The organism is Oryzihumus sp., assembly GCF_036391795.1.
In the GTDB taxonomy this organism is placed as follows: domain Bacteria; phylum Actinomycetota; class Actinomycetes; order Actinomycetales; family Dermatophilaceae; genus Oryzihumus.
In genome coordinates, this window is record NZ_DASVZH010000079.1 from 1 (window position 1) to 26,801 (window position 26,801).

The 26,801-nt window shown below is 72.1% G+C and carries 29 protein-coding genes and 1 pseudogene; 15 read left to right on the plus strand and 15 right to left on the minus strand.

Annotated features, from left to right (window positions below; translation table 11 throughout):
* The 3 genes and pseudogenes from VF825_RS04470 to VF825_RS04480 all read right to left on the minus strand — a co-directional run.
* A pseudogene (locus VF825_RS04470) lies at positions 1–206 on the minus strand (AAA family ATPase); the annotation flags it as partial.
* Complete coding sequence (locus VF825_RS04475; protein WP_331110566.1) at positions 203–778, minus strand: hypothetical protein; 576 nt, start codon at positions 776–778, stop codon at positions 203–205. The pseudogene VF825_RS04470 and the gene VF825_RS04475, both read right to left, overlap by 4 nt.
* Before the next feature lie 26 nt (positions 779–804).
* Positions 805–2,046: a toxic anion resistance protein gene (locus VF825_RS04480; RefSeq protein ID WP_331110568.1), complete on the minus strand. Its 1,242-nt coding sequence runs from the start codon at positions 2,044–2,046 to the stop codon at positions 805–807.
* A 242-nt stretch (positions 2,047–2,288) separates the two neighbouring features.
* On the opposite strand from VF825_RS04480, the gene VF825_RS04485 reads away from it, so the two are divergent.
* The 4 genes from VF825_RS04485 (at position 2,289) to infA (ending at position 4,652) form a co-directional block, all read left to right on the plus strand.
* Positions 2,289–2,465, plus strand: coding sequence for a hypothetical protein (locus VF825_RS04485; protein WP_331110570.1), 177 nt, complete (start codon positions 2,289–2,291; stop codon positions 2,463–2,465).
* A gap of 149 nt (positions 2,466–2,614) precedes the next feature.
* Positions 2,615–3,478: a hypothetical protein gene (locus VF825_RS04490; RefSeq protein ID WP_331110573.1), complete on the plus strand. Its 864-nt coding sequence runs from the start codon at positions 2,615–2,617 to the stop codon at positions 3,476–3,478.
* Positions 3,479–3,560: 82 nt separating this feature from the next.
* A complete protein-coding gene (locus VF825_RS04495; protein ID WP_331110575.1) occupies positions 3,561–4,145 on the plus strand; it encodes a hypothetical protein in 585 nt (194 codons plus the stop codon).
* 282 nt (positions 4,146–4,427) lie between these two features.
* The gene (gene infA, locus VF825_RS04500; RefSeq protein WP_141787903.1) at positions 4,428–4,652 is read left to right on the plus strand and encodes a translation initiation factor IF-1; all 225 of its coding nucleotides are present in this window, start codon (positions 4,428–4,430) and stop codon (positions 4,650–4,652) included.
* 101 nt (positions 4,653–4,753) lie between these two features.
* Here the strand turns inward: infA and VF825_RS04505 are convergent, their stop codons facing one another.
* Both VF825_RS04505 and VF825_RS04510 read right to left on the minus strand, forming a co-directional pair.
* The gene (locus tag VF825_RS04505) at positions 4,754–5,263 is read right to left on the minus strand and encodes a mycothiol transferase (protein WP_331110579.1); all 510 of its coding nucleotides are present in this window, start codon (positions 5,261–5,263) and stop codon (positions 4,754–4,756) included.
* A 16-nt stretch (positions 5,264–5,279) separates the two neighbouring features.
* On the minus strand, positions 5,280–5,999 hold the full coding sequence (locus VF825_RS04510) for an alkaline phosphatase family protein (protein WP_331110581.1): 720 nt from the start codon (positions 5,997–5,999) through the stop codon (positions 5,280–5,282).
* Between VF825_RS04510 and VF825_RS04515 the strand changes: the two genes are divergently transcribed.
* From VF825_RS04515 to VF825_RS04530, 4 genes are all read left to right on the plus strand, one after another.
* Entirely contained in the window at positions 5,998–6,228 is a 231-nt protein-coding gene (locus VF825_RS04515) for a hypothetical protein (RefSeq protein ID WP_331110583.1), read from the plus strand. The genes VF825_RS04510 and VF825_RS04515 overlap by 2 nt on opposite strands.
* Positions 6,229–6,360: 132 nt before the next feature.
* Positions 6,361–6,603 (plus strand): hypothetical protein, encoded by a 243-nt coding sequence (locus tag VF825_RS04520; RefSeq protein WP_331110585.1) that lies wholly within the window; start codon positions 6,361–6,363, stop codon positions 6,601–6,603.
* 87 nt (positions 6,604–6,690) lie between these two features.
* Positions 6,691–6,960, plus strand: coding sequence for a hypothetical protein (locus VF825_RS04525; RefSeq protein WP_331110587.1), 270 nt, complete (start codon positions 6,691–6,693; stop codon positions 6,958–6,960).
* A 21-nt stretch (positions 6,961–6,981) separates the two neighbouring features.
* The gene (locus tag VF825_RS04530; RefSeq protein WP_331110589.1) at positions 6,982–7,635 is read left to right on the plus strand and encodes an MBL fold metallo-hydrolase; all 654 of its coding nucleotides are present in this window, start codon (positions 6,982–6,984) and stop codon (positions 7,633–7,635) included.
* Positions 7,636–7,685: 50 nt separating this feature from the next.
* Here the strand turns inward: VF825_RS04530 and ppgK are convergent, their stop codons facing one another.
* The gene (gene ppgK, locus VF825_RS04535; RefSeq protein ID WP_331110590.1) at positions 7,686–8,447 is read right to left on the minus strand and encodes a polyphosphate--glucose phosphotransferase; all 762 of its coding nucleotides are present in this window, start codon (positions 8,445–8,447) and stop codon (positions 7,686–7,688) included.
* 18 nt (positions 8,448–8,465) lie between these two features.
* Positions 8,466–9,329: a type I methionyl aminopeptidase gene (gene map, locus VF825_RS04540; protein WP_331110592.1), complete on the minus strand. Its 864-nt coding sequence runs from the start codon at positions 9,327–9,329 to the stop codon at positions 8,466–8,468.
* 54 nt (positions 9,330–9,383) lie between these two features.
* Between map and VF825_RS04545 the strand changes: the two genes are divergently transcribed.
* Positions 9,384–9,572 (plus strand): methionine aminopeptidase, encoded by a 189-nt coding sequence (locus VF825_RS04545; protein ID WP_331110595.1) that lies wholly within the window; start codon positions 9,384–9,386, stop codon positions 9,570–9,572.
* A gap of 9 nt (positions 9,573–9,581) precedes the next feature.
* Here the strand turns inward: VF825_RS04545 and VF825_RS04550 are convergent, their stop codons facing one another.
* Both VF825_RS04550 and VF825_RS04555 read right to left on the minus strand, forming a co-directional pair.
* A complete protein-coding gene (locus VF825_RS04550; protein ID WP_331110597.1) occupies positions 9,582–10,211 on the minus strand; it encodes a class I SAM-dependent methyltransferase in 630 nt (209 codons plus the stop codon).
* Positions 10,212–10,221: 10 nt separating this feature from the next.
* Complete coding sequence (locus VF825_RS04555; protein ID WP_331110599.1) at positions 10,222–11,532, minus strand: MFS transporter; 1,311 nt, start codon at positions 11,530–11,532, stop codon at positions 10,222–10,224.
* Positions 11,533–11,792: 260 nt separating this feature from the next.
* Between VF825_RS04555 and VF825_RS04560 the strand changes: the two genes are divergently transcribed.
* On the plus strand, positions 11,793–12,320 hold the full coding sequence (locus tag VF825_RS04560) for a 2'-5' RNA ligase family protein (RefSeq protein WP_331110601.1): 528 nt from the start codon (positions 11,793–11,795) through the stop codon (positions 12,318–12,320).
* Here VF825_RS04560 and VF825_RS04565 read toward each other — a convergent pair.
* Complete coding sequence (locus VF825_RS04565) at positions 12,310–13,311, minus strand: TIGR03557 family F420-dependent LLM class oxidoreductase (RefSeq protein ID WP_331110603.1); 1,002 nt, start codon at positions 13,309–13,311, stop codon at positions 12,310–12,312. The two genes, VF825_RS04560 and VF825_RS04565, sit on opposite strands and share 11 nt — an antisense overlap.
* Positions 13,312–13,433: 122 nt before the next feature.
* Positions 13,434–14,504, minus strand: coding sequence for a M36 family metallopeptidase (locus tag VF825_RS04570; RefSeq protein WP_331110605.1), 1,071 nt, complete (start codon positions 14,502–14,504; stop codon positions 13,434–13,436).
* 253 nt (positions 14,505–14,757) lie between these two features.
* Here VF825_RS04570 and VF825_RS04575 point away from each other — a divergent pair, with 253 nt between their 5' ends.
* Together VF825_RS04575 and VF825_RS04580 are read left to right on the plus strand one after the other, a co-directional pair.
* On the plus strand, positions 14,758–15,348 hold the full coding sequence (locus VF825_RS04575) for a helix-turn-helix domain-containing protein (RefSeq protein ID WP_331110607.1): 591 nt from the start codon (positions 14,758–14,760) through the stop codon (positions 15,346–15,348).
* 1 nt (position 15,349) lies between these two features.
* Positions 15,350–16,648: an MFS transporter gene (locus tag VF825_RS04580; protein ID WP_331110609.1), complete on the plus strand. Its 1,299-nt coding sequence runs from the start codon at positions 15,350–15,352 to the stop codon at positions 16,646–16,648.
* Here the strand turns inward: VF825_RS04580 and panB are convergent.
* Both panB and VF825_RS04590 read right to left on the minus strand, forming a co-directional pair.
* The gene (gene panB, locus VF825_RS04585; protein WP_331110612.1) at positions 16,634–17,503 is read right to left on the minus strand and encodes a 3-methyl-2-oxobutanoate hydroxymethyltransferase; all 870 of its coding nucleotides are present in this window, start codon (positions 17,501–17,503) and stop codon (positions 16,634–16,636) included. The genes VF825_RS04580 and panB overlap by 15 nt on opposite strands.
* Positions 17,504–17,552: 49 nt before the next feature.
* Positions 17,553–19,298 (minus strand): NAD+ synthase, encoded by a 1,746-nt coding sequence (locus tag VF825_RS04590; RefSeq protein ID WP_331110614.1) that lies wholly within the window; start codon positions 19,296–19,298, stop codon positions 17,553–17,555.
* A gap of 266 nt (positions 19,299–19,564) precedes the next feature.
* Here VF825_RS04590 and VF825_RS04595 point away from each other — a divergent pair, with 266 nt between their 5' ends.
* Positions 19,565–21,850, plus strand: a complete 2,286-nt coding sequence (locus VF825_RS04595) for an immune inhibitor A domain-containing protein (protein WP_331110616.1) — start codon at positions 19,565–19,567, stop codon at positions 21,848–21,850.
* 145 nt (positions 21,851–21,995) lie between these two features.
* Here the strand turns inward: VF825_RS04595 and VF825_RS04600 are convergent, their stop codons facing one another.
* The gene (locus VF825_RS04600; protein WP_331110618.1) at positions 21,996–22,511 is read right to left on the minus strand and encodes a hypothetical protein; all 516 of its coding nucleotides are present in this window, start codon (positions 22,509–22,511) and stop codon (positions 21,996–21,998) included.
* A 79-nt stretch (positions 22,512–22,590) separates the two neighbouring features.
* On the minus strand, positions 22,591–23,379 hold the full coding sequence (locus tag VF825_RS04605; RefSeq protein WP_331110620.1) for a thioesterase family protein: 789 nt from the start codon (positions 23,377–23,379) through the stop codon (positions 22,591–22,593).
* A gap of 150 nt (positions 23,380–23,529) precedes the next feature.
* Here VF825_RS04605 and VF825_RS04610 point away from each other — a divergent pair, with 150 nt between their 5' ends.
* Positions 23,530–25,089 (plus strand): NAD(P)/FAD-dependent oxidoreductase, encoded by a 1,560-nt coding sequence (locus VF825_RS04610; protein ID WP_331110622.1) that lies wholly within the window; start codon positions 23,530–23,532, stop codon positions 25,087–25,089.
* A gap of 55 nt (positions 25,090–25,144) precedes the next feature.
* Positions 25,145–26,482: a glutamine synthetase family protein gene (locus VF825_RS04615; RefSeq protein ID WP_331110624.1), complete on the plus strand. Its 1,338-nt coding sequence runs from the start codon at positions 25,145–25,147 to the stop codon at positions 26,480–26,482.
* The last annotated feature ends 319 nt before the right edge of the window (positions 26,483–26,801 follow it).

The following is a 26,801-nucleotide window of genomic DNA, read 5'->3' on the forward strand; positions in this document are numbered from 1 at the left end:
TCGAAGAAGTCCTGGGTGCCGGCGGCGTCGCCCACCACGGCGGCCCAGGCCGGGGCAGCCCCCGGGGCGGACTCGGCGACGGCAGCGGCCAGGGACAGCCCCTCGGTGCGGGCCACGTCGCCCGGCACCCCGGCCGCGACAGCGACGTCGACGAGCGTGGCCAGGGCCTCCCGCAGGGTCGGTGACCGGTCCACGGTGCCGGTCATGCCGGCCCGGTCCCGGTCGGGGGCTCCAGCGCGCCGGGCACCCGCGGCGTCGCGGTGCCGGCGTCCAGGGCCAGGCTCCCACCGCCCGCGGCGGGTCCGAACTTCTCGGCCAGGAACCGCCCGTGCGCCACGAGCGCGTTGGCATCGGCACGGCATACGGCGTCGAAGACCTGGTCCATGGTCGCGCCGAGCAGGTCGAGCTGGTCGATGAGCACCATCAGCGAGGTGCGGCCGCCGTCCACCGGGCGGCTGTCGGCCCACTCGCGGGGCAGGCGCAGGTAGCCGCCGATGGCCTCCGGCAGGTAGTCGGTGGCCGTGGCCATCACCGAGTAGGCCTGGGGGCTCCCCGCGCCGAGGGTCGGCAGCCGGGGGATCGTGTCGCGCACCGTGGCGCAGACCCGGCCGACACGGGAGGCCACCACAGCGGGGACCGCGCCGTCGGCCACCATCGCCTCGACCCGGTCCAGGGAGTCGAGCAGGTCCTGGCTGGTCGGCACGCGCGGCAGCTCCACGCGCCTCGGCTCCTCGCGGTGACCGGAGATGCGTGCCAGCAGGTCGCCCAGCCAGGCCATGACGGTGATCTCCCTGGTGTCGCTGCTCAGCGCCGGCCGCCGGGCAGGCCCAGGTCGAGGGAGCCGTGCGCGATCCGCTCGTCCTGTCGGGAGACCCGGTCGAGGTACTCCCGTGACTTGGTGACCTCGTTCTCCAGCGTGCCGATGGTGGCGGCCATCGTGTCCAGGGCCTGCACCTTGAACGTGTCGATGGCGTCCATGGTCTGGTAGATGTTCTGGAACGCCGCCTGCAGCTGCGGCAGGCCGATGGTCGCCGAGGCGGCCTGCTGCTGCACCTGGACCGAGTTGTCCCGCAGCATCTCCGAGGTCCGCTGGATCATGTCCGACGTCGTCGTGTTGAGCGCGGTGATCTGGTCGAGCACCAGCTTCTGGTTGCCCAGGGCCTGGGCGACGATGACCGCTGTGCGCAGCGCCGCGACCGTGGTCGTGGAGGCCCGGTCGACGCCCTTGATGAGCTCGAGGTTGTTCTTGATGACGATGTCGATGGCGAGGTAGTTCTGGATCGACACGGCCAGCTGGGTCAGCAGGTCCTGGTGCTTCTGGCGGACGTAGAACAGCACGTCGTCGCGGACCGCGGCTGCCTTGTCGGGGTCGCTGGCCTGCAGCTCCACGATCGCCGCCGCCAACCGGGAGTCCAGCCGTTCGGCGACGTAGACGTACTGGTTGAGCCGGGCCATCGCGGCCCACAGCTGCTGCTTCTCGAGGTTCAGCGCGGCGTTGTCCTTGCCGAGCTCGTCCTGCCCGTCGCGCAGGGCGTGCAGGATCGCCTCGAGGTGGCTCTGGGCGCTCTGGTAGCGGCGGAAGTAGTCGGTCATCCGGTCGCCGAAGGGAATCACGCCCAGCAGCCGCCTGGCGCCCTGCGCCTGCTTGGGGTCCAGGTCCTCCACGGTGCGCCGCAGCTCGAGGAGCGTGGACCCCACCTTGGAGCCCTCGCTGAGCCCGCCCTCCTTCATCGCCCGGACCGGCGAGTTGAGCAGCCGGTTGGAGGTCTCGGCGGTGCGGCGGATGTCCTCGTCGCCCATGGTCCGCACGTCGGTGGCCTTGGCTGTGAACTCCGGCGACCGGGGGGCGGCTGCCAGGAGCGAGCCGAGGTAGGCGTCGACCTTGGAGTCGAGGCCGGGCAGGGCGGCGGCGTCGACCGCGGGGGCCAGCCGCGGGGCCGCGGTGGCAGCCACGGGTTGGGGCGGTGCCGGCGCGGTCAGCGTCAGGACCGGTTCACCGGGCACGACCGCGGGCGGCTGGAGCGGGGCCTGGCTCGGTTCGGTCATCGTCGTCCTTGTCCTCGCGCGGTCACCGACCGCTGCCGATGTGCGATTCACCCCTGTAGACGCACCGTCAATCTACGCGGATCCCCACCAGGGGAGGCCGTGATTGGCAAAGCCGTCGGGGAGCCGTGCAGTCAGGGTCCGTCGGCGGGCACCGCTCCGATCCGGGACCTCCGTCCTTGATCGGGTCCGTCTACGTCATCTGGTGGAGAGCGGGCTCCTCGGTTGTGCGCACCATCCTTGGCATGGCTCCCTCGACCCAGACCCGCACCCAGACCCTGCGCCTCCGCCGTGTCGTCGCGCGCTACTGCGCGGCGTGCAAGAGCCCCTTCTCCCTGACCACCGTGCGGACCTCCGCCGGCTGGCACTCGACGTGCACGTCGTGCGGGCGCACCACCCCCCTCGCCCGCTCCGTGAGCTGACCGCCCCTGGCTGTCTCGTCCCCTGCCCTCGGGCCTGGCGCCACGCGCGCCCGCCGCCGCGACACGGCATACCTCCTCGGGTAATTCATCGCCGGGGCCGCGGCCACGCCACTACGGTGGCGCGTCGAGGCAGACGAGGGGAGTGGCCCGTGGCTCAGCTGGTGATGGTCGAGGGGATGCCCGGCTCGGGCAAGTCCACCGCGTCGGCGTTCGTCGAGGACTGGCTGGTCCAGCGGGGCGTGCCGGTCCGGCGCTACGCCGAGGGCCGCACCGACCACCCCGTCGACTTCGAGCAGGTGGCCGTCCTCACCGGCGCCCAGCTCGAGCAGGTGCTGGCCGACTTCCCCGACGAGCGGGCCGAGCTGGCCCGCTCCGCGCAGCGCCGCGACGAGCTGTGGCTGGTGCGCGACCGCGAGCGGGCCCACTGGCCGGCCCCGCTGCGGGAGCGGCTGCGCGCCCTGGACGCCTACGACGGCGACGTCCCGACGCAGGTCCACACGCGAGTGCTCCAGGACAGCTGGCGGCGCTTCACCGACGAGGTCCTCGACGAGCAGGCGGTCTACGTCGTGGAGTGCGTCTTCCTGCAGAACCCGGTCTGCGCACTGCTGGCGCGGCACGACCGTCCGGCCGCGGAGCTGGCGGCCCACGTGCGCGCGCTCGCGGACGTCGCGGCACCGCTGGACCCGCTGCTGGTCCACCTCGACGCGGGCGACCCCGCCCCGGTGCTGGCGGCTGCGGCGGCGCAGCGGCCCCCGGAGTGGCTGGACTTCGTCATCGACTACCACGTCGGGCAGGGCTACGGGCTGGCCCGCGGCCTGGACGGCTTCGACGGGCTCGTCGAGTTCATGCGCCACCGGCGCGAGTTCGAGCTGGCCCTGCTGCCCATCCTGCCGGTGCGGACGCTGAGGCTCGACGTCTCCGGGCGGGACTGGTCGGCCCGGTATGCCGAGCTGGTTGCCTTCCTGGAGACCAACCTCACCGTCGCGGCCCAGGTCGAGCCGGCCGCGCGGTAGCCGTCGGGACCTCCGGCACTGGGGTGGTGCCGGCCCCCGGCAGAGGCTGGCCGCACACGTGTGGCCGACCGGTGAGGGTGTCATGTTGATCGACAACGAGCTCGGGACCTGGGAGCGCCGGGTGGCGCTGGCCCGGGTGGTGGAGGCGCCGCCGCTGGCGACGTTCGATGCGATCCGGCGGGTCGACTTCCTCGAGTCGCCGGTGGTCGCCGTCCCCAACCGGGCGCGGATGCTCTTCGACCGGGTGGTCCGACCTGGCGCCGCCGATGCCGCCGTGCCCGCGCGGTTCGGCTTCGAGCAGCTCGTGTCCGAGGAGGGCGGCTTCCAGCTGCTCGCCGAGGAGCCGGGGGAGGAGCTCGTGCTGGGCTTCGTCGGGCGCTGGTGGGAGCGCGGGTATGGGCGGATCGACTGGACGCCGGAGGAGTTCCGTGAGCTGCACCGACCGGGGTGTGGCGTCGGTGCCTGGGGCTTCTCGGTGATGCCGTACGGCCCCGGCGGGTCCGTGCTGGTGACGGATGTGCGGGTGCGGTGCACCGACGAGGAGGCGCGCCGGCACTTCCAGCGCTACTGGGCGCTGGTGGGGCCGTTCGTCACGGCGATGGGCCGGCCGATCCTGCGGCTCGTGGCCCGGGAGGCCGAGCGGGTCGACGCCACGGCCGCGGCCTGAGGCCGCTCCGGCCCGCGGGGCCCGGCGGCGGGCCCGACGTGAGGTGGGCCACGGTCCCTGATGCGGGAACAACGGCCCCGGCTGTGGTGTTATGTCCTGTGCGCGGACCATCTCGGTCCGCCTCCGTCTGCCGGGCCAGGTTGTGGTCCCCGCCGCCGGCCGGCATCGACGGGTCAACGCGCTGAGTGTCGCCGGACCGGTTCGCCCGGGTCCTGACGGTGGCACCGGAGCCTGCTCCCCGGAGTCCGGGGACGTATGCGTCGCCTACCGGAAGGATCGTGCATGTCGAAGACGAAGACTGACGCTGTTGAGGTTGAGGGCACCGTTACCGAGAGCCTCCCGAACACCATGTTCCGGGTCGAGCTGAGCAACGGTCACAACGTGCTCGCCCACCTGTCCGGCCGGATGCGGCGCCACCGCATCCGTGTGATGCCGGAGGACCGAGTGGTCGTCGAGCTCAGCACCTATGACCTGACTCGCGGACGACTCGTCTACCGGCACCGCTGAGCCCGGTCACCCCGACAGCCCGTCGCGCCCTGCGCGACGGGCTGTCGTGCGTCCGGAGAAGGGTGTACGCAGGCCTGAGGCCGTGCCCCACCCCAGCAGGCTCACTGGCCCGCGTGGAGCCCCCGGACGTACTGCGCCTGCCCCAGGTGGGCCATGTCGTCCCCGATGACGCTGACCAGCCGCACGGCGAGGGTCACCGGCGGGTCCCACCGCCGGTCGACGACCCGGTCGAGGTCGGCCGCGTCCGCGCTGCCCAGGAAGCGGACCGTCTGGGCGTGCACCGCGTCGTGGTAGTCCGCGAGCAGCCGCCCCGAGGGCGGTCGTACAGCGGCGACCTGGTCGGGGTCGTGGCCGTAGCCGGTGTCACGCGCGTCGAAGGGCAGCGCGAACCGGTCGTCCCAGCCGCCGCTGGTCCACACCTGGTCGGTGCCGGCGACCCCGGCGACGTGGTCGTCCTGGATCCGCGACAGGTGCCAGACCAGCCAGGCGACCGAGTTCGCCTTCGGCCCGGGCCGCCAGGCCAGCTCCTCGGCCGTCATCCCGGTCACGAGGTCCGCGACCCCGTCCCGGACGCGGCCGAATGCGTCGATGAGCAGCTCCTGCGGTGTCATGTCGACCTCCTCGGTCTCAACCGTCCCAGATCCCGGTGAGCGGTGCAGCCCCTGCGGCCCGGCCCACCGGGCGGGCGCCGGCCACGTCGGTCAGCATCCGCAGCACCCGGTAGTGGTCCGCGCGCTCGGCGTAGGTGCCGGGGCGCACGTGGGCGCCGACCACCAGCGTGGCGATGTGGTTGGCGTGGTCGTCGTCGTCCTCGTCCCAGGTCACGACCAGGGCGCTGTTGTGGGTGCGCGCCCACTGCGCGTAGTCCCCGAGGTGCTGCGCCAGCCAGGCGTCCCCCTCGGCGACGCTGCCGTCGTGCATGTCGTGGGACAGGTTCGGCACCACGAAGGCGACGGTGGGCAACCGGGCCGGGTCGGTGGGGAACCTGGTCATCGGCTGGTTCGCCGCGGCCGGCACGGTGGTGAAGTCCGCCCAGGGGTTGTGCTTGCGCGCGTAGCCCCCGGCGGTGCAGCCGGAGAACCCGGCTGAGGGCAGGTCCTCGGAGTACCCCGTGAACGTGCGGCCGGCGGCGTGCAGCGACGTCGCGAGGTTGGGCCCGGAGAAGGTCAGCGGGCAGCGGTCGCTGGTCACGCCCTGGGTGGAACCGGAGAACAGCGCCAGGTAGTTGGGCTGGCTCGGGTGCGCCACGGCATACGAGCGGGTGAGGCTGGCGCCTGTGCGGGCCAGGTCGTTGATGAACGGCGCGTCGGGGCTGCCGAGCACCGAGCTCGCGGCGTGGTTCTCCATGACCACAACCACGACGTGGTCCAGCCGGGGGACCGCGCCGCGCGACGGTGCCGTCGACGGTGTCGCAGAGGCGGTGGACGTCCCGGCCGCGGTGGAGGGACTCGGGGAGGGTAAGGACGCACGGGAGGAGCCCGGGGCCGTGCTCGTTGCGGCGCCGCTGCACCCCGCGAGCACCACCGTGCCCAGCGCCAGTCCCACCACTCGCCCCACCCGCATCCAGGCACTGTAACGACGCGGGAGAGGCGTCCACGAGGTCCGAAGGTCAGCGAGTTGGTGCAAACGCCGGTGACACGCCGGTTGCGGGCGACATACTGCCGACGGGGCGGGATATCGGGGACACGTGTTCGTGGGAGGCGATGACGTGCGTACTGACCTGACCCTGCTCGACAACCACGAGCTGCTGCTGGAGCTCGGCCGGGAGCGTGCCCTGGCGGAGCGGCGCGGCTGCCCGACCCTGGGGGTCGACCCCGCCCGGGTGCCGGTGGACCCCGACCCGGGGTGCACCTGCCACCGGCTCCTGGCCATCGAGGCGGAGATCGAGCGGCGCCTGGGTGAGGCACCGGTGCCGGGTACGCCGTCAGGCGTAGGCCGGTTCCTGTCCTAGGACGTCTGGTGGAGTTCGGCCTCCGGCAAGGTGCTTACTTTCGGGAGACAGGGCCGTCCGGCTGCGGTCCGCGGGGAGGTCGCGCAGATGCCTGAGGAACGCCGTCTGCTGAGCAACAGCCTGCTGAGCAACGGGGAGCTGCTCGTGGAGCTGGCGCGGGTGCGCAGGGACCTGGAGCTGGGCCGCTGCCACGCCACGGAGAGCGGGGCCGAGCGGTGCGATGGCGGAGGGGCGGGTCAGGAGTGTGCGTGCGCCCGGATGGCCGAGCTCGAGCAGGAGGTGGAGCTGCGGCTCACCGCCCGGGTGGACGTCAGGCCGGGCCGGCCGCGCCCGGGCAGGGTCGCCCACGCCGGCTGACGTGGGCGCTATGTTGCCGGCATGCGACTGACCCACCTCGGACACGCGTGCCTGCTCGTGGAGAGCGCTGACCAGCGCATCCTCATCGACCCCGGCAGCTTCAGCCCCGGGTTCGAGGAGCTGGTCGACCTCGACGCCATCCTCGTCACGCACCAGCACAACGACCACGTCGACGTGGAGCGCCTGCCGCGGTTGCTCGAGCTCAACCCCGGTGCGCGGCTGCTCGTCGAGGCCCAGACCGCCGAGGTGCTGCTGGAGTCGGACATCGCCGCGCAGCACCTCGTCCCCGGTGAGCCGACCCAGGTCGGCCCGGTCGAGGTCACCCCCGTCGGACAGCTGCACGCCGTCAACCACGACCGGGTGCCGCGGGTCGGCAACACCGGTGTCGTCCTGCGCGCCGACGGCGAGCCGAGCCTGTTCCACCCCGGCGACGCCTACGACGTCGAGCCCGGTCCGGTCGACGTGCTCGCCCTGCCGCTGTCCGCCCCCTGGTGCGCGATGCGCGACACGCTCGCCTTCGCGCGCAGCATCGCCCCCCGGTATGCCGTGCCGGTGCACGACGCGACCCTGAGCGACGTGGGCCGGACGCTCTACCTGCACCACGTGAGCAGCTTCGGCCCCGAGGGCATGGAGGTGGTCGACCTCGCGGGCGGGTCGCCGCGCCAGATCGGCTGACCCCGGACCCGCTGTCGCCCGCCGGGCCGCCCCGGTAGCCGAGGCGGGTGTCAGTTGCCGGGGTTGGCTGCGTGCCAGGCGGCGCCGACGATGCCCGCGCGGTTCTCCAGCTGGGCGGCCACGATCGGGGCGCGCAGGTGCAGCAGCGGCAGGAACTTGTCGGCCTTCTTGGACACACCGCCGCCGACGACGATCAGGTCGGGCCAGAGCAGGTCCTCCAGGTGCGCGTAGTAGCGCTGCAGCCGCTTGGCCCAGTCCTCCCAGGACAGGCCCCCGTTGTCCCGCGCCGCGGAGGAGGCCCGCGTCTCGGCGTCGTGGCCGTCGAGCTCGAGGTGGCCGAGCTCGGAGTTGGGCACCAGCACGCCGTGGTTGAGCAGCGCGGTGCCGATGCCGGTGCCGAGAGTGGTCATCACGACCAGGCCGGAGACGCCGCGGGCCGCGCCGTAGTGCAGCTCGCCCACCCCGGCGGCGTCGGCGTCGTTGACCACCGTGACGGGCCGGCCGAGCTTGTCCGAGAGCAGGTGCGCCGCGTCGGTGCCGATCCACGAGGGGTCGATGTTGGCGGCGGTGCGCACCACGCCGCCGACGACGACGGCGGGCACCGTGACGCCGATGGGGGAGTCGCCCGTGGCGTCCTCGAAGTGCTCCGCGATCTTGGCGACCACCTCGGCGCACGCCTCGGGCGTGGAGGATTGGGGGGTCTCGATGCGCAGGCGCTCGGCGGCGAACTCACCGGTGCCGAGGTCGACCGGGGCACCCTTGATGCCGCTGCCGCCGATGTCGATACCGAGCGGGTGGTGCGTGCGGGACATCGTTGTCCTTTCTCGCAGTCAGGGCAGGGTGAGGATCTCGTTGCCCGTGTCGGTGATCAGGATCGTGTGCTCGAACTGGGCCGACCGCTTGCGGTCGCGGGTGACCACGGTCCACTGGTCGTCCCACATCTCCCACTCGTGGGTGCCGAGGTTGAGCATCGGCTCGACAGTGAAGGTCATGCCCGGCTCGATGACCGTGTTGTAGGCCGGGGCCGCGTCGTAGTGCGGGATGACCAGGCCGGAGTGGAACGCCGTGCCGATGCCGTGGCCGGTGAAGTCGCGCACCACGCCATAGCCGAACCGCTTGGCGTAGCTCTGGATCACCCGGCCGATGATGTTGACCTCCCGGCCCGGGACGGCCGCCTTGATGCCGCGCATCATCGCCTCGTGCGTGCGCTCGACGAGCAGGCGTGACTCCTCGTCGACGTCGCCGCACAGGTAGGTCGCGTCGGTGTCGCCGTGCACGCCGTCGATGAAGGCGGTGATGTCGATGTTGACGATGTCGCCGTCCTCGAGCCGGCGGTCGTCGGGGATGCCGTGGCAGATGACCTCGTTGACGCTGGTGCACAGCGACTTCGGGAAACCGCGGTAGCCCAGGGTGGAGGGGTAGGCGTGATGGTCGAGCAGGAACTCGTGGCCCACGCGGTCGATCTCGTCGGTGGTGACACCGGGCGCGATGACCTTGGCCGCTTCGGCCATCGCCTGGGCGGCGATGCGGCCGGCGACACGCATCTTCTCGATCGTCTCGGCGTCCTTGACCTCGGGGCCGTCGTACTTCGCCGGTGCCGGCCGGTCGACGTACTCCGGGCGCGCGATGGAGGCGGGCACCGGACGGCGCGGGCCGACGGTGCCGGGAGCGACGGTTGCGTAGGTCAGCGGCATACGGTGGAGTCTAGGCACGGTCACCGCGGCCGGGCGCACACGGGAGGGTGAGCAATGGCTTACTGGTACAACGTCGACAAGGGCACCGTCGAGGACGACAGCAACAAGAGCCGCGGCGACCAGCTGCTCGGGCCCTACACGAGCCAGGACGAGGCCACGCACGCCCTCGAGCACGCCAAGCAGAACACCGAGAAGTGGGACGCCGAGGACAAGGCCTGGGACGACGCCGGTCTGGAGGACTGAGCCGGCGGCCTACGTGAGCGTGTGGACGCTGACCGCGTAGCCGGCGTCCACACGCCACGGCCGCCGGTCCCACGTGGCGAACCGGTCGACCAGCTCCAGGCCCGCCGCCGCGCAGGCCCGGTCGAAGTCGGCCAGCGGGGTGACCGGGCAGCGCGGGGGCAGGTGGGCGGCATCGAGGCCGAAGCCGGTGACCAGCAGCCCGTCGAGGACCAGGTGGGCGCACAGGCGGGACACGGCGGCCGTCAGGGTGCCCGGCGCCAGGAGTGGCACCACGTTGCCCGCCGCGACAGCCAGGTCGAAGCGCTGCGCCTCGCCCTCGGCCGGTAGGTCCAGCGTGGCCAGGTCGGCCAGCACCCACGGCACGCCGGGTGCGGTGCGCCGGGCCACGGCCAGCATCGAGGCGTCGACGTCGGTGCCGACACAGTCGTAGCCGAGCTCGGCCAGGCGGATGGCCACGCGGCCGGTGCCGCAGCCCGCGTCGAGGACGCGGGCCGGCGCGGGCAGCAGGGTCGCGCAGAACGTCGCCTCCCCGTGCACGTCCTGACCTGACGCGGCCAGCGCGGCGAACCGGGCGGCATACCCCTCGCCGCCCTCGCCTCCGGCGATCTCGGACCAACGGGTGCGGGGTGTCTCGCTCATCCCGCCCACTCTAGGTGGCCGCCTCCGTCGCGGGGCCCGCCTCGCGAGCCTCCCGGACCCGGCGCTCGTGCACCGCGTGCTCGTCGGTGCGGGCGTCGTAGGCCCAGAACCCGCGCAGCCACGCGGCGGTCAGGGCGACGCCGGCGACACACAGGACCCCCCCGCTGGTGATCGAGGCGCGCACCCCGAAGCGGTCGGCCACGAGGCCCGCCCGGGCCTGGCCGCCCAGCGGTCCGAGGGAGTAGGAGAGCATCTCGATGCCCGCGAGGCGCCCGCGCATCGAGTCCGGGATCGTCTGGTGCCAGATGGTGCCGCGGAAGATGCCGCTGACCATGTCGGCGGCGCCGGCGAGGGCGAAGCAGGCCAGGACCAGCCCCAGGTTGGTGGTCAGGCCGGCCAGCGCGACCGCCGCGCCCCAGGCGGCGGCCGCGATGACCACCGCGCGGCCGTGATGGTGGACCCGCGAGGTCCAGCCCGACGTCGCGGTGGCGAGCAGGCTGCCGACCGTGCCGACGGAAATGAGCAGGCCGTAGGCGCTCGGCGCGCGCAGCACGTTGGCGGCCAGCGCGGGGTAGAGCACCGTCGGCATCGCCAGGAACATCGCCACGATGTCGATGAGGTAGGTGCCCATGAGGTCCTTGCGCCGGACGGCGTAGTGCAGGCCCTCGACGATCCCCTTGACGCTCGGCGGGGTGCTGCGGTCGGTGGCCGGGTAGCGCCCGAGCCGGCTGAACAGCACGCAGGCGATGACCATGCCCGTGACGTCGATGGCGTAGCACCAGGTCACGCCGACCGCCTGGATGAGCACGCCGCCGAGGGCGGGGCCGGCGAGCAGGCCGATCTGCATGCCGAGGGAGGACAGGGCGACCGCGGCGGACAGCTGCTGGTGGCGCACCGTGCGAGGGATGAGCGCCTCGCGCGAGGGCCGCTGCAGGGACTGGGCGGCGGACAGGAAGGCGCCGATGAGGTAGATCGGCCACACCTGGGGGTGTGGCAGGGCGGCGTTGAGCACCAGGCCCAGGGTCAGCACGGCCTGGGCGATGCCGGTGCCGAGCACCATGGTGCGGCGGTCCATGTGGTCGGCGAGGGCACCGCCGTAGAGGCCGAAGACCACCAGTGGCACCAGCTCGATGATGCCGAGCAGGCCGACGGCGAAGTTGGAGTGGGTCAGGTGGTACAGCTGGAACGGGACCGCGACGTAGCTGACCATGCCGCCGATGTAGAACACCGTCCCGGCCCAGAACAGCAACCGGAAGTCGCGCGACTCGCGCAGCGGTGAGGTGTCAACTCGCAGGCGTGCCAGGCGTTCCCGAAGACTCACGGCCGCGATGATCCCAGAGACCCGGTATGCCGGTCGCGCGACTTTCCGTGCCCGGACAGTGCGAAGGGTTGTCAGGGTCATCACACCGAGAACCCTTCGCGTTGACCTCAGTCGGCCTCGCCGGGGTGGAACCAGCGCGGCCCGGCGCCGCGGTGAGGGTCCCCCGGGGACGGGCGTCGCGGCATACCGGTCCCGGTCACCCGCCTATCCTGACCCAGGGGCGAGGTGGTGGGTGCGGTTGGCGCGCGAAGGGGGCGGCAATGGGGTTCGAGGTGGGGCAGACCGGGGTGATCCTCCCGGTGCCGGAGGCCGAGCCGCTGGTGTCCGTGTGGCGGCGGCGCTACGACCGCTCGGCGCCGCTGGGGGTGCCGGCGCACATCACCGTGCTCTACCCGTTCCTGCCGGTCGAGCAGGTCGACGACGGGGTGCTGGCCGAGCTGGGTGGGCTGTGCCGCCGGGTGGGGCACCTGGAGCTGACCTTCCGGCGCACGGGCTGGTTCGCGGAGTCGGAGGTGCTGTGGCTGGCGCCCGAGCCTGCCGGGCCGGTGGTCGCGCTGACCGAGGCGGTCACCGCGCGGTGGCCGGAGGTGCAGCCCTACGGCGGGGCGTTCGACGAGGTGACACCTCACCTGACCGTGGCTGAGGCCGCGCCGGACGGCGAGGTGACCCGCATGCGGGCCGACCTCGACGCCCGGCTGCCGCTCACGGCTCGCGTCGGGGCGGCGTGGCTCGTCGCCTTCGACGGCGTGCGGTGGGCGCCGGTGCGGGCGCTGTCGCTCAGCGGGTGAGCTTGGGCAGCACGTCCCGGCCGAAGACCTCGATCCACTCGGCCTGGTTGCGCCCGACGTTGTGCAGGTAGACCCGGTCGAAGCCGAGGTCGACGAACCGCTGGATGTAGGCGCGGTGCTCGTCCGGGTCGGACGAGATGACCATGCGGCCCTCGAAGTCCTCCGGGCGCACCAGCTTGGCCATCTGCGCGAAGTCGTGCGGGCTGCGGATGTCGGCCTTGGGGAACTTCATGCCGCCGTTGGGCCACTCGGTCAGCGCGTTGGACAGCGCCTCCTCGTCGGTGGCCGCCCACGACATGTGCAGCTGGAGCACCTTGGGCATGGTGTCGGGGTCCTTGCCGGCCTCGCGGGCGCCCTCGGCGAACCTGGCGAACAGGCCCTCGATCTTCTCCAGCGGCGCGCCGACGGTGATGATGCCGTCGGCGAGCTGGCCGGTCTTCTTCGCGTTGATCGGGCCGGCGGTGGCGACGAGCACCGGGGGAGCGACCTCCGGCATGGTCCACAGCCGGCTCGTCTCCATGGTGAAGAACTCGCCCTTGTGCTTGATGTCCTTGCCCGCGATGGAGGCGTCGAAGAGCTTCTTGATCAGCTCGATGGCCTCGAACATCCGCCGCGAGCGCTCGCCGGCCTCGGGCCAGTAGCCGCCGATCACGTGCTCGTTGAGCGCCTCACCGGAGCCGACGCCGAGCCAGGAGCGGCCGGGGTACATCGCCTCCAGGGTCGCCGCGGCCTGGGCGACCATCGCGGGGTGGAAGCGGAAGGACGGGCAGGTGACGCCGGGGCCCATGTCGCCGCGGGTGCGTTCGCCGACGGCGGTCAGGACGTTCCAGACGAACGCGGCCTGGCCCTGCTGGGGCACCCACGGCTGGAAGTGGTCGGCGGCCATGCAGCCGGAGAAGCCGTGCTCCTCGGCCAGGGCGGTGAGGTCGACGACCTCGCTCGGGTGGAACTGCTCCAGCATCGCGGCGTAGCCGAACGTCAGGTCGCTCATGCGCACACGCTAACCGCCGCGACCGCCGCCCCCCAGTGGAAGGCGGCGGTCGCGGACGTGATCCTTGCGGTATTGCGCCCGGTCGCCCCGGCGGCGTAGGTGACCGGGAGGCGGACCTCAGCTCAGAAGGTGATCCCGCGGGCGGCGAAGCGGGCCCGCACCAGGTCGGCGGCCTTCTGCCCGTCGCGGGCCAGAGCCTTGTTGTACGTCGCCTTGGCCGCGGCCGAGAACGAGGTGTCGGGCGCGTAGTCGAACTGGCTGTCGACCAGCGTGGTGTCCCAGGCCCGGGTGCCCAGGCCGAGCTGGACGTAACCCTGGCGGATCTCCCACAGGGCCTGGCTCCAGATCTGCCCGTCGTAGTGCACCTCGCCCTTGCGGTCGGCCACGGTCAGGTTGCGGTCGAAGCGGCGGATGCAGTGCGGCGCGGCGGTGTAGGAGGTGGAGTCCCAGTCCATCGGGCAGGCCTGCTCGGCCTTGACCGGCCAGCCGTACTGCTGGTCGGCGGCCAGGCCGACGGTGACGCCGAAGTAGTCGCCCCACGCCTCGCCGATCGAGCCGGCGTCGAGGCTGGTGCCGAAGCCGGGCACCTGCGCGGCGTGCACCGCGTGGCCGTACTCGTGGACGATCACCTCCGCGTCCTCGGCGTCGTCGACCCCGCCCTTGCCGAAACGCAGGAAGTCCTGCTTGTCGGTCTGGTAGCTGTTGTCGATGCCGTACTGGTCGATGCGCACGTCCTGGGCGTGCATGTTCACCGGCGGCAGCGTCGAGCCGAAGCCGAGCGACTGCAGGTACTCCTGGGCCTGGTTGACCCAGAAGTAGGCCATGACCTGCTCGAAGCGGTCGTCGTGGCGGGTGTAGCTGAAGGTGTTGGTCGTGCTGTATGCGGCGGGACCGGTGTTGGACCGCACGTTGGCCCACTTGCCGGACAGGTAGCCCGAGCCGTCGAGGTTGCGCAGCGCCACGGTCGCGTAGGCGCTCGCGGGGACGGCGCTGTCGGCGTCCTTGTCGTCGGTCAGCGACTCGTCGCCGCTGGACTGGACCGGGTTGACCATGAACACGCTGCCGGTGCCGGTGGTGCTGTCGCTGCCCGGCTTGGTCGCCTGCGCCGACGGCGCGAGGGCGAGCGTGGCCAGCAGGGCGCTCGCCGAGGCGGCGACGACCCAGGTGGTGCGGGAGGGGCGGGTGGCTCTCATGTCCTGCTCCTGACGTGACGGGACCGCCGGGGTGAGGCGGCCGTCCCGGAACGTAACCCCGGGTGCGGGGGCCCGCCACCGGTGAGCGGGGGAGCCGCCCTCCGCCACGTGGCCGAGCGTCGCCCCCTGCCCGGGGGGACGCCTTCGCCGACCTGGACGTTCGTGCCCCTTCGCCGCGAGCGAAGGGACATGAACGTCCAGCTCGGTCGAGAAGGTCATTGCAAGAACTCTTTCGAAAGAGTACTTTCGATCCATGGTTCACGAGCCCCGCACCCTGACCGACGCGCGCGAGCTGCGGGCGATCGCCCACCCGGTCCGCATGAACATCCTCGAGGCGCTGATGCTCGAGGGGCCGATGACGGCCAGCGAGCTCGGTCAGCGGCTGGGGGAGAGCCCGGCCAACTGCTCGTGGCACCTGCGCAAGCTCGCCGAGCACGGGTTCGTGGCCGAGGCCGAGGGTGGCACCGGCCGCCGGCGCCCGTGGAAGGCCACCCACCGCGGCATGCGGTGGGACGAGGACGAGGCCAGCGCCGAGGCCGTCGTCGCCGGCCGGACCCTGACCCGCGTGGTGCTCGACCGCGAGGTGGCGCGCTTCGTGCGCGCCACCGAGTCGCGAGAAGCCGAGGCGAAGGAGTGGCGCGACGCCTCCTCCTCGACGCAGTCGATGCTCTGGCTCACCGCCGAGGAGCTCGTCGAGATCAACGACAAGGTGGCCGAGCTGCTGCTGTCGAAGATGGACCGGCTCGAGGACCCGAGCCTGCGACCGGAGGGCGCGCGGGTCTGCGCGTTCATGGCCTGGGGGATCCCGGCATACCCGCCGGACCCCACCACCGAGGGGAACTGACATGCGCAACGCCTTTGCCCACAAGGGATTCCGGCCACTGTTCGCCGCGCTGGCCACCAGTATGCTGGGCGACTCGCTCATGCTCATCGTGCTGAGCATGTGGGTGAAGTCGCTGACCGGGTCCAACGCCATGGCTGGGCTCACCTTCCTGTGCCTGGTGTCCCCGTCGCTGGTCGCGCCGCTGTTCGGGATGTTCGTGGACCGGGTCCGGCGGCGCCCGCTGCTGATCTGGGGCAACGTGGCCTCGGCGCTGGTGGTGCTGCCGCTGCTGCTCGTCCGTGACGCGGGCCAGGTGTGGCTGGTCTGGGTCGTGGCCTTCCTCTACGGCATCTCCTTCGTCGTGATGCCGGCCGGGGTCAACGGGATGCTCAAGGAGATGCTGCCCGAGGACCGGCTGGTCGACGCCAACTCGGCGCTGACCACGACCAAGGAGGGCTTCCGGCTCATCGGACCCCTGGCGGGCGCGGCGCTGTTCGCCGCCGTCGGCGGGGGAGCGGTCGCCGCCCTCGACGCCCTGTCGTTCCTGGTCGCGGCCCTCGTCGTCGCGCGGGTCAGGGTGCGGGAGGACGCGCCCGCGCGGGCCGAGCAGCACTGGTGGCACGAGATGACCGAAGGCGTGCGCCACGTGTGGCACGAACCGGTGCTCCGGCACACCCTCGCCGCGCTGGGCCTGACCATCACCGTCCTGGGCTTCGCCGAGTCGGCGGTCTTCGCGGTCACCGACGCCTTCGGCAAGCCGGTCGAGTTCGTCGGTGTGGTCCTGACCGTGCAGGGGGTCGGTGCGCTGGTCGGCGGCCTCACGGCCCCGAGGGTGGTCCGTCGGGTCACCGAACCCGGCGCGCTCGCGCTCGCGCTGCTCGCCCTCGCGGGCGGGCAGGTCGGTATCGCGCTGGCCCCGGCCCTCTGGGCCGTCCTGGCCTCGGTCGTGCTGCTCGGCTGGTCGATCCCCGTGCTGCTCATCGGGTTCACGACCCTCATGCAGCGGCTGACACCCGGCCGGCTCATGGGGCGCGTGTCTGCTGCCACCGACGTCGTCCTGGGCACACCGCAGACCGTCGGCATCGCGCTCGGCGCCGCGCTGGTGTCGCTCGTCAGCTACCGGGCCATCTTCCTGACCATGGCGGTGGTCACGGTCGCCGCCGTCGGCTACCTGGCGATCACGTTGCGGGACAGACTCTTCCGGGCCGTTGCCGCGGATGCGGAGGCGCCGGCGCAGGCCGGTGCCGGCACGGCGACGCCCACCCCCACCGTCGTGCCGGCGGGGGTGGGCGTCGAGGTCACGACCTCAGTCCTGGAATGAGTGCTCCGCGTCCGGGAAGGTCCCCTTGGCGACGTCGTCCGCATAGGCCCGTGCGGCGTCGGACAGGACCGTGCGCAGGTCGGCGTAGCGCTTGACGAAACGCGGCGCCTTGCCGCCGCGCAGGCCGGCCATGTCCTGCCACACCAGCACCTGGGCGTCGCACTCCGGGCCCGCGCCGATGCCGATCGTCGGGATGTGCAGCACCTCGGTCACCCGGGCGGCCACGTCGGCCGGGACCATCTCCATGACGATCGAGAAGGCACCGGCCTTCTCCAGCTCGCAGGCGTCCTGCACCAGGGTGTCGGCGCTGTCGCCGCGGCCCTGGACCCGGTAGCCGCCGAGGGCGTGCTCGCTCTGCGGCGTGAACCCGACGTGGGCCATGACCGGGACGCCGGCCTGGGTGAGCAGCTCGACGGCGGGCACCACGTGCCTGCCTCCCTCGAGCTTGACCGCGTGGGCCAGGCCCTCCTTCATGAACCGGGTCGCCGTCTCCAGCGCCTGCTGCGGGCTGCCCTGGTAGGACCCGAAGGGCAGGTCGGCCACGACGAGGGAGTGCCGCGCGGCCCGGCTGACCGCGCGCACCAGCGGGATGAGCTCGTCCACCGTGACCGGCAGGGTCGTCTCGTAGCCGTAGACGTTGTTGCCGGCCGAGTCGCCGACCAGCAGCACGGGGATGCCGGCCGAGTCGAAGATCTCCGCGGCGTACTGGTCGTAGGCCGTGAGCATCGCCCAGCGCTCGCCGCGCTCCTTCATCGCCTGCAGGTGCGGGATGCGGATGCGCTTGAGGGCGGTCGCGCCCGGGACCGGGTCTCCGGACGTGCCGGGGCCGGTGCCGTAGGGGGCTTGCTCGCTCATCGACCAGACTCCTTGGTGCGTCGGGAAACGGGGGTGGTCAGGCTAGAGGTCACGAGTCCTGCTCCCGCCACCGGCTCGTGATCGGCAGGCGGCGGTCGCGGCCGAAGGCCAGGGCGGTGATCTTCGTCCCCGGGGCGAACTGGCGGCGCTTCCACTCCGCGCGGTCGACCAGGGAGACGACCTTGTCGACGACCTCAGCGGGGTAGCCGTCGGCGATGAGCTGGGCCCGGCCCTCGGCGCCCTCGACGTAGCGGTCGAGGATCGCATCGAGCAGGTCGTAGGGCGGCAGCGAGTCCTGGTCGACCTGGCCGGGGCGCAGCTCGGCCGAGGGTGCCTTGGTGATGGTGTTCTCCGGGATCGGGGGCTTCTCGCCCCGGCGCAGCGCCTCGGCGTTGCGCCACCGGGCCAGCTCCCAGACCATCGTCTTCGGCACGTCCTTGATCGGCGCGAAGCCGCCCACGCTGTCGCCGTAGATCGTCGAGTAGCCCACGGACAGCTCGCTCTTGTTGCTGTTGGCCAGCACCAGGTGGCCCTCCTGGTTGGACAGGCCCATCCAGACCAGCGCACGCACGCGGGCCTGGAGGTTCTCCTCGGCCACCCCGCCGAGCTTGACGTTGTCCAGGAACGCGCTGACCATCGGCTCGATCGGGATGACCCGGTAGTCCAGGCCGAGGTTGGCGGCCAGCTCGGCCGCGTCGTCGCGGGAGTGCTGGCTGGAGTAGCGGCTGGGGTTGCTCACCCCGACGACGTTCTCCCCGCCGATCGCGTCCGCCGCGATCGTCGCCACGAGCGTGGAGTCGATGCCGCCGGAGACCCCGAGCAGGACCGAACGGAAGCCGTTCTTGCGCACGTAGTCGCGCAGGCCCAGCGTCAGGGCGTGGTAGACCTCGCCCACCGGGTCCAGCCGCGGCGGCAGTGACACCGGCTCCGGCTCGTACGCCGCGACGGGGGCCTCGGACAGGACCACGTGCTGCACCCCGGCCGGCAGCCCGGCCAGCGGGTCGACCGTGCTCTCCTCGAGGTCGAGGTCGACGACGAGCAGCTGCTCCTCGAACTGCCGCCCCCGGGCGAGCACCTGTCCGCCGGCGCTGACCACGACCGAGTCGCCGTCGAAGACCAGGTCGTCCTGGCCGCCGACCATGTTGAGGTAGGCCAGGGTGCAGCCGGCCTGGGCTGCGCGCCGGGAGGCCAGCTCCAGCCGGGTGTCGTCCTTGTCCTCCTCGTAGGGCGAGCCGTTGATCACCAGCAGCAGCTCGGCCCCGGCGTCTCGCGTCAGCGAGACCGGTCCGCCCTCCTGCCACAGGTCCTCGCAGATCGCGATGGCCACGTCGATGTCGCCGACCCGCACGACCGTGAGGTCCCGGCCGGGGGCGAAGATGCGCGCCTCGTCGAAGACGCCGTAGTTCGGCAGGTGGTGCTTGGCATACCGGGCCCGGACCTGCCCCTGGTGCAGCACGGCGGCGCAGTTCTGCGGCAGGTCACGCCCCGGGTCACGGTCGCTGTAGCCCTCCGGGACGCGGTCGAGGTAGCCGACCACGACCGGCAGCTCGCCGAGCCCGTCGGCGGCGAGGTCGCGGGCCAGCTGCTCGACGGCGGCGCGCGAGGCGTCGACGAACGAGCGCCGCAGGGCGAGGTCCTCGACCGGGTAGCCGGTCACCATCATCTCGGGGAAGGCCACCAGGTGGGCGCCCTGCGCCAGGGCCTTCGCGGTCCAGTCCCGCACCGCCCGCGTGTTGCCGGGGAGGTCCCCCACGGTGGCGTTGACCTGGGCCAGGGCAAGTCGCATCTGCGCCATGGCTGGAGCCTAGTGCGGGAGGGGCCGGGGCCGGTGAGCGGCTGCCGGCGGGCTGTCGTCACCGGATCGTTGCGGGAAGCCGGAGAGGGCGGCCCGGGGCGGTGTTAGAGGGAGCCGGGAACTTTGCCAACGGCATACCGCAGCCAGACCCAACCTTGTCGAAGTCTTTGCCTGTCACCTGTCCCTTTCCTGTGAGCCAGATGTGAGCATCCCCACTTGTGCGTCCAGAACAGCGCGCACGTATGTGGGGACTCCCAGGAGGATTTGTGAGACGACGCAGTTGGAGTGTCCTGTCGGGGGTGGCCGTCGCCGCCGTCGCCATGGCCACCGTGCAGGCACCCGCGCAGGCGATCCCGGCGCAGGCCGACCCCGAGCCGCAGAGCTCGACCCACCAGCAGGACAACCTGAGCAGCCCCATGGGGGAGCAGCAGCAGACGCTGCGCGAGGAGGCGGTCACCAAGCTCGTCAAGGGGGAGGCGACCCTCGAGACGCGGAACGGGCACCGGGTCATCCGGGTGCCGAAGGGCAAGTACGGCAAGGAGGACAAGTTCGTCCAGTACGACGTCAACCGTGAGGAGTCGGTCTTCACGGTCCTCACCGACTTCGGCACGCAGACCGACCCGCGCTTCTCCAGCGCACCCGGCCCGGTGCACAACACCATCCCCTCGCCCGACCGGGTCTGGGACGGCAACAGCACCGACGACAACTCGACGTACTGGACCAAGGACTTCAACCGCCAGCACTACCTGGACATGATGTTCGGCGCCACGGACTCGTTCAAGGACTTCTACACCAAGCAGTCCAACGGCCGGTTCCTCGCCAAGGGCGACGTCAGCGACTGGGTCACCGTGCCCTACAACGAGGCCCGCTACGGCGCCAGGAACAACGCCGACGGCTACTGGAACTACATCAAGGACACCGCCACCGCGTGGTACGCCGACCAGGTCAGGCAGGGCAAGACTCCCGAGCAGATCAAGGCCTACCTGAGCCAGTTCGACAAGGTCGACCGCTACGACTACGACCACGACGGCAACTTCAACGAGCCCGACGGCTACATCGACCACTTCCAGGCGATCCACGCCGGCGAGGGCGAGGAGGCCGGTGGCGGCGCCCAGGGCACCGACGCGATCTGGTCGCACCGCTGGTACGCCTACTCGACCAACGCCGGCAAGACCGGCCCGTCCGGCAACCTGCTCGGCGGTGTGCCGCTCGGCGACTCCGGCATCTGGATCGGTGACTACACCACCGAGCCGGAGAACGGCGGCCTCGGCGTGTTCGCCCACGAGTTCGGCCACGACCTCGGCCTGCCGGACCTGTACGACACCAACGGCGGCGACAACGGCACCGGCTTCTGGACCATCATGAGCGCCGGGTCGTGGCTCAACGACGGCACCGACTCGATCGGCACCAAGCCGGGCTACGAGGCCGCGTGGGAGAAGCTGCAGCTCGGTTGGCTCGACTACCGGAAGGTCACGTACGGCGAGGACGCGACGGTCAAGCTCGGCCCGGCCGACCGGGACAGCAAGACCACGCCGCAGGCGATCCTGGTCAACCTGCCGGACAAGGACGTCCACACCGACTACAACACGCCGCACTCGGGCTCGACCGAGTGGTGGGGTGGCTCGGCGGACAACCTCAACACCTCGATGACCCGCACCATCGACCTCACCGCGGCGAGCAGCGCCTCGCTGACCGCGGCCGCGTGGTACGACGTCGAGCAGGGCTACGACTACCTCTACGGCGAGGTGTCGACGGACGGCGGTGCCACGTGGGCCGACGCCGCGGCCCCGGTGACCGGCACCAACACCAGCTGGACCACGCTCACCTATGACCTGTCGAAGTGGGCGGGCCAGAAGGTCCTGTTCCGCTTCCGCTACGCCACGGACGGCGGTGTCCACCTCAAGGGCCCGTTCCTGGACGACATCACCGTCACGGCCAACGGCGCTCCCGTGCTGACCGACGACGTGGAGAACGGCGACAACGGCTGGACCGCCGACGGCTTCACCCGCATGAACGGCTCCACCGACGTCACGGTGCCGCAGTTCTACCTGGCGGAGAACCGCAACTACGCCGGCTACGACGCCACGCTGCGGACCGGTCCGTACAACTTCGGTGACGCGGTCGCCCACCCCGACTGGGTCGAGCGGTTCCCGTACCAGAACGGCCTGCTCGTCAGCTACGTCGACGGTGAGTTCACCGACAACAACACCTCGGTGCACCCTGGCCACGGCCAGGTGCTCCAGGTCGACGCGCGCCCGTCGCCGGTGAGGTTCGCCGACGGTCGCCTGCTCGGCAACCGCCGCCAGCCGTTCGACGCCACCTTCGGCCAGGAGGCGACCGACGCGGTCACCTTCCACCGCCTCGGGGTGCCGACGACGGTGGCATCGCAGCCGGCGATCCCGACGTTCGACGACTCCGACCCGATGCGCTACTGGTCGGCGCAGAACCCGTGGAACTCGGTCCAGGTGGCCGGCACCGGCACCCGCATGTCGGTGGTCGACACCAGCACCAACGGTGACGACATGACGGTCCGGGTGGCCTTCGCGAAGTAACGGTCACACCAACGGCACTGGCCCCCGGGGTTCTCCCCGGGGGCCAGTGCCGTGTGCGGGTATGCCGTGCGGCTGCTGACCGCAGGCCGGTTCCGGCCGCGCCGGTGCCCTCACCACCTCGAGGGCGTGGCGGGCAGGTGCGGCTCTAGGGGAAAAGCGGGATGAGCGGCCCACGGGTCGTCGCGCTCGGGCTCGGCGACGACGAGGAGTGGGTGGTCGGCCGCGGAGAGGGCGCCGTGGTCGGCTCGACGGAGTGGCTGCTCGTCGTCTCGGGAGCCGCTGCGTGCGTGTGCCGGACCGTGGCGGCCTTCGGGGTCGCGGACGTGGTCGGCGTCGGCCGGTGGTGCTTGGGGCGGACCGGCGTCGTCGCGGAGGTGCGGCTGACCGGTGCCGGGGCAGGGGCGAAGCGCGCGGTCTCCGCGGTGTGCGGGCGAGTGAAGGCGACGACGGCCGCACCGCCGATGGCACCGCCGAGCAGGCTCACGACGAGGACGCACGCCAGCTTGCCCTGGGGCGTGAGCATCCAGCCCGGGATGGCGACCGAGGACGCGCTCGGCAGGCGCAGCCGCGACAGGTCCGGCACCCGGATCGGCGACCCGGCCGGGACCCTGATCCGGGAGAGGGAGGGCAGCCGAAGCCGCGACCAGCTTGGAACCTGCACGAGAGAACCCCTGTCATCCACCGTGATGTGCGTGGTGAGTATGTCGCGTTTGCGGTGGTTCGTCCCACCCGGGGTGGGGTCAGGCCCTCCGGCCCACCACGAGGTTCTGGCCGACGTGCCCGACCACCCCCGCGCGGTCGTGCAAGGTGGTCAGGGTCAGGCCGGTGCCCGTGCCGGCCAGCCGGGTCCGGGCGTCCAGCAGCAGCCAGTCCGGGGCCATCGGACGCAGCAGCTGCACGTCGAGGCTGACGTTGACGAAGGACCAGTCGCCCCAGTCGAGCTCGGCCGAGACCCCGCTGCCGGAGTCGCCGATGAGGACGGCCCGCTGCAGGCCGGTCGGCTCCTCCCCGGGGACCAGGGGCACCAGTGGTCGGGCCCACACCTGGGCCGGGCCGGGCTCGGTCGTCGAGCCGAGGATGACCCGCCAGTCGAAGTGCTCGATGTAGGGGAAGTGCCACCCCTCGAACGGGGCGAGGTGGTCGGGGCCGGGCAGGCCGGACTCGGGGCCGGGCACGACCGGGGTGGCGCCCTCGACGTCGCGGCGGACCAGCCAGACGCTGCCCCGCAGCGCGGTCCGGCCGTCCTGCTCGAGGTGGACGTCGACGAGGGTGACACTGCGCCCGGCCCGTACGACCTCCCCGCTGACGCGGACCGGGTCGGTGGTGACCGGGCCGAAGAAGTCCAGGCTCACCCGCAGCGCGTCCACCGCTCCGTCGGCGGCGGCCGCCCCGAGGCGCTCGGCCTCACGGACCACCAGTGCCGACGGCGGACCCCCGTGCTGCATCGTCGGGGCCCAGGGCCCGACCGTCGCCCGGGTCGGCTGCCAGGTGTGCGGGTCGTCGGTGGGGGAGTAGAACGAGTGGGCCACGAACCGAGGTTACCCGCGAGTAGCGCCGGGGCCGAACCCCTCGTCCGGCGGCCGGGACGGAACCGGGGCGGCGCGCCGGGACGGGGCGCGGGCGGCCGGGGCGCGGGATGGCCGAGCGCGACCCGGCCGTCACGGCCTAGGGTCGCGATCGTGAGCTACGACGACGTGATCATCGGTGCCGGGCACAACGGGCTGACGGCCGCGGCATACCTCGCCCGTGCCGGCCGGCGGGTGCTCGTGCTGGAGCGGGCGGACCACGTGGGGGGTGCTGCCGTCTCCGCGCGGGCCTTCCCCGGGGTGGACGCCCGCCTCTCGCGCTACTCCTACCTGGTCTCGCTCCTGCCGCGGCAGATCATCGCCGACCTCGGTCTCGACCTGGACCTGGTCCGGCGCCGGTTCTCCTCCTTCACGCCGGTGCCGGCGGCGCCCGAGCGCGGCCTGCTCGTCGACAACGGTGACGAGGCGGGGACCCGGGCAGCGTTCCGCGCACTGACCGGCTCGGACGCCGAACACGAGCAGTGGCAACGGTTCTACGCCCGGATGCACGGCCTGGCACAGCAGGTGTTCCCCACTGTCCTGGAGCCCCTGCGCGCGGCGGACGACGTGCGCGCCCTCGTCGGGGACGACGAGCTGTGGTCCGCCGTGGTCGAGCGCCCGCTGGGAGAGGTCCTGCGTGGCACCTTCGCCGACGACACCGTGCGCGGCATCGTCGCGACCGACGCGCTGATCGGCACCTTCGCCGACCTCGACGAGGCGTCCCTGGCCCAGAACCGCTGCTTCCTCTACCACCTCATCGGTGGGGGCACGGGGGACTGGGACGTCCCGGTCGGTGGCATGGGCGCGGTCACCGGCGCGCTGGCCCGGGCGGCGGCCGACGCCGGCGCCACCCTCACCACCAGCGCCGACGTCGTGGCCCTCGACCCCGACGGCACCGTCACCTGGCAGGGGACCGACGGGCGCGAGCACGAGGTCACCGCCACGGGCTCGGTCCTGGCCAACGTCGCCCCCGTGGTCCTCAACCGGCTGCTGGCCGCGACGGGCGCGGCGCCGGTGGAGACCGAGGAGGCGCCCGAGGGCTCCCAGCTCAAGGTCAACATGCTGCTCTCGCGGCTGCCCCGGCTGCGCGACGAGGCCGTCGACCCTGCCGGAGCCTTTGCCGGCACCTTCCACATCAACGAGGGCTGGGAGCAGCTCCAGCAGACGTATGCCGCGGCCGCGCGCGGGGAGGTGCCGCAGCTGCCGCCGTGCGAGATCTACTGCCACAGCCTGTCCGACCGCAGCATCCTCGGTGCCGACCTCGCTGCCGGCGACGCGCAGACGCTGACCCTCTTCGGCCTGCACATGCCGGCTCGCCTCTTCCGCGAGGACAACGACGCGCGCCGCGAGGAGGCCCTCGCGGCCACCCTGCGGTCGCTGAACTCCGTTCTCGCCGAACCGATCGAGGACGTCCTGCTCCGCGACGGGGAGGGCAACCCGTGCCTGGAGGCGCGCACCCCGCTGGACCTCGAGGCCGACCTGGGCCTGCCCGCGGGCAACATCTTCCACCGCTCCCTGCAGTGGCCCTGGGCCGAGGCCGACGGCGAGGTGGGCACCTGGGGCGTGGAGACGGCATACGGCAAGGTGCTGCTCGCGGGGGCCGGCGCCCGCCGCGGTGGTGGGGTCAGCGGGATCCCGGGCCACAACGCGGCGCAGGCAGTCCTGGCGCGCTGAGCCGCCGGACGTGTCCGTAACACATCGGAAACGCATCTGAGGCAGGATCGTCACCATGGATCGTCAGCAGGAGTTCGTCCTCCGCACCATCGAGGAGCGTGACATCCGCTTCGTGCGGCTGTGGTTCACCGACGTGCTCGGCACGCTCAAGTCGGTGGCGGTCGCCCCGGCCGAGCTCGAGGGAGCCTTCGCCGAGGGCATCGGCTTCGACGGCAGCGCGATCGAGGGCTTCGCGCGCGTCTACGAGGCGGACATGCTGGCCAAGCCCGACCCCAGCACGTTCCAGGTGCTGCCGTGGCGCGGGGAGAGCCCCGGCACCGCGCGGATGTTCTGCAACCTGACGCTGCCCGACGGCTCGCCGAGCTTCGCCGACAGCCGGCACGTGCTGCAGCGGGCGCTGTCCAAGGCGGCCGACCTGGGGTTCACCTTCTACACCCACCCCGAGATCGAGTTCTTCCTCTTCGAGGCGCCGGTGCGCAAGGGGGAGCCCCCGGTGCCGGTGGACCAGGGCGGCTACTTCGACCACGTGCCGCACGGGACCGCCCACGACTTCCGCAGGGCGGCGATCACGATGCTGGAGAGCATGGGCATCTCGGTGGAGTTCAGCCACCACGAGATGGGGCCGGGGCAGAACGAGATAGACCTGCGCTACGCCGACGCCCTGTCGACCGCGGACAACATCATGACCTTCCGCACGGTCATCAAGGAGGTCGCGCTCGAGCAGGACATCTACGCCTCGTTCATGCCCAAGCCGCTGACCGACCAGCCGGGCTCGGGCATGCACACCCACCTGTCGCTGTTCGAGGGTGACCGCAACGCCTTCTACGAGGCCGGCGCGCCTTACCAGCTGAGCAAGGTCGGGCGGCAGTTCATCGCCGGCCTGCTGCGTCACGGCGCCGAGATCACCGCGGTGACCAACCAATGGGTCAACTCCTACAAGCGCCTGTGGGGCGGGGGCGAGGCACCGGCCTACATCTGCTGGGGGCACAACAACCGCAGCGCGTTGATCCGCGTGCCGATGTACAAGCCGTCCAAGGGGCAGAGCACCCGCATCGAGGTGCGCTCGCTGGACTCGGCGTGCAACCCCTACCTCGCGTTCGCCGTGCTGCTCACCGCCGGGCTCAAGGGCATCGAGGAGGGCTACGACCTGCCCGACGAGGCCGAGGACGACGTGTGGACCCTCACCGACGCCGAGCGGCGGGCCATGGGCATCCAGCCGCTGCCCACCTCGCTGCACTCGGCGATCGCGCTGATGGAGCGCTCGGACCTGGTCGCCGAGGCGCTGGGGGAGCACGTCTTCGACTTCTTCCTGCGCAACAAGCGCGCCGAGTGGGACGACTACCGCAACCAGGTCACGCCCTTCGAGCTGGAGCGCTACCTGCCGCGGCTCTGAGGTCATCTGCCTCCTGAGCGGCCGATGAGGTCCGTTGGGCGGCGGACCTTTGACTGCACCGGGGCTGTTCTGCGCGCGCGGAAGGCCGCGTTCGATGGCGCGCCGGGAGCCAATGCACGCCACACGGTCTGACGTGCGGCAGAATGTCCGACTTGTGCTGGCGGGGGGTCCGCGTGCACAGATCCACACGTGAGGAGCGCAGTAGACCGTGCCGACCGCTGCCAACCGGGCCGACAGCGTCTTTGTCACCCCCAGGCCCTGGGGGTCCTTCCAGCAGTTCGCGACGAACGAACCGGTGACGGTGAAGATCATCACCGTC

Bases quoted from the DNA above. Each gene is read 5' to 3' on its own strand.
- panB (WP_331110612.1), bottom strand. From the start codon at position 17,503: ATGAGCGAGCAAGCCCCCTACGGCACCGGCCCCGGCACGTCCGGAGAC.
- VF825_RS04480 (WP_331110568.1), bottom strand. From the start codon at position 2,046: ATGACCGAACCGAGCCAGGCCCCGCTCCAGCCGCCCGCGGTCGTGCCC.
- VF825_RS04575 (WP_331110607.1), top strand. From the start codon at position 14,758: ATGGTTCACGAGCCCCGCACCCTGACCGACGCGCGCGAGCTGCGGGCG.
- VF825_RS04510 (WP_331110581.1), bottom strand. From the start codon at position 5,999: ATGGAGAACCACGCCGCGAGCTCGGTGCTCGGCAGCCCCGACGCGCCG.
- VF825_RS04560 (WP_331110601.1), top strand. From the start codon at position 11,793: ATGGGGTTCGAGGTGGGGCAGACCGGGGTGATCCTCCCGGTGCCGGAG.
- map (WP_331110592.1), bottom strand. From the start codon at position 9,329: ATGCCGCTGACCTACGCAACCGTCGCTCCCGGCACCGTCGGCCCGCGC.
- VF825_RS04590 (WP_331110614.1), bottom strand. From the start codon at position 19,298: ATGGCGCAGATGCGACTTGCCCTGGCCCAGGTCAACGCCACCGTGGGG.
- VF825_RS04530 (WP_331110589.1), top strand. From the start codon at position 6,982: ATGCGACTGACCCACCTCGGACACGCGTGCCTGCTCGTGGAGAGCGCT.
- VF825_RS04570 (WP_331110605.1), bottom strand. From the start codon at position 14,504: ATGAGAGCCACCCGCCCCTCCCGCACCACCTGGGTCGTCGCCGCCTCG.
- VF825_RS04505 (WP_331110579.1), bottom strand. From the start codon at position 5,263: ATGACACCGCAGGAGCTGCTCATCGACGCATTCGGCCGCGTCCGGGAC.
- VF825_RS04495 (WP_331110575.1), top strand. From the start codon at position 3,561: ATGTTGATCGACAACGAGCTCGGGACCTGGGAGCGCCGGGTGGCGCTG.
- VF825_RS04550 (WP_331110597.1), bottom strand. From the start codon at position 10,211: ATGAGCGAGACACCCCGCACCCGTTGGTCCGAGATCGCCGGAGGCGAG.
- infA (WP_141787903.1), top strand. From the start codon at position 4,428: ATGTCGAAGACGAAGACTGACGCTGTTGAGGTTGAGGGCACCGTTACC.
- ppgK (WP_331110590.1), bottom strand. From the start codon at position 8,447: ATGTCCCGCACGCACCACCCGCTCGGTATCGACATCGGCGGCAGCGGC.
- VF825_RS04580 (WP_331110609.1), top strand. From the start codon at position 15,350: ATGCGCAACGCCTTTGCCCACAAGGGATTCCGGCCACTGTTCGCCGCG.
- VF825_RS04485 (WP_331110570.1), top strand. From the start codon at position 2,289: ATGGCTCCCTCGACCCAGACCCGCACCCAGACCCTGCGCCTCCGCCGT.
- VF825_RS04565 (WP_331110603.1), bottom strand. From the start codon at position 13,311: ATGAGCGACCTGACGTTCGGCTACGCCGCGATGCTGGAGCAGTTCCAC.
- VF825_RS04475 (WP_331110566.1), bottom strand. From the start codon at position 778: ATGGCCTGGCTGGGCGACCTGCTGGCACGCATCTCCGGTCACCGCGAG.
- VF825_RS04515 (WP_331110583.1), top strand. From the start codon at position 5,998: ATGACCACAACCACGACGTGGTCCAGCCGGGGGACCGCGCCGCGCGAC.
- VF825_RS04545 (WP_331110595.1), top strand. From the start codon at position 9,384: ATGGCTTACTGGTACAACGTCGACAAGGGCACCGTCGAGGACGACAGC.
- VF825_RS04615 (WP_331110624.1), top strand. From the start codon at position 25,145: ATGGATCGTCAGCAGGAGTTCGTCCTCCGCACCATCGAGGAGCGTGAC.
- VF825_RS04525 (WP_331110587.1), top strand. From the start codon at position 6,691: ATGCCTGAGGAACGCCGTCTGCTGAGCAACAGCCTGCTGAGCAACGGG.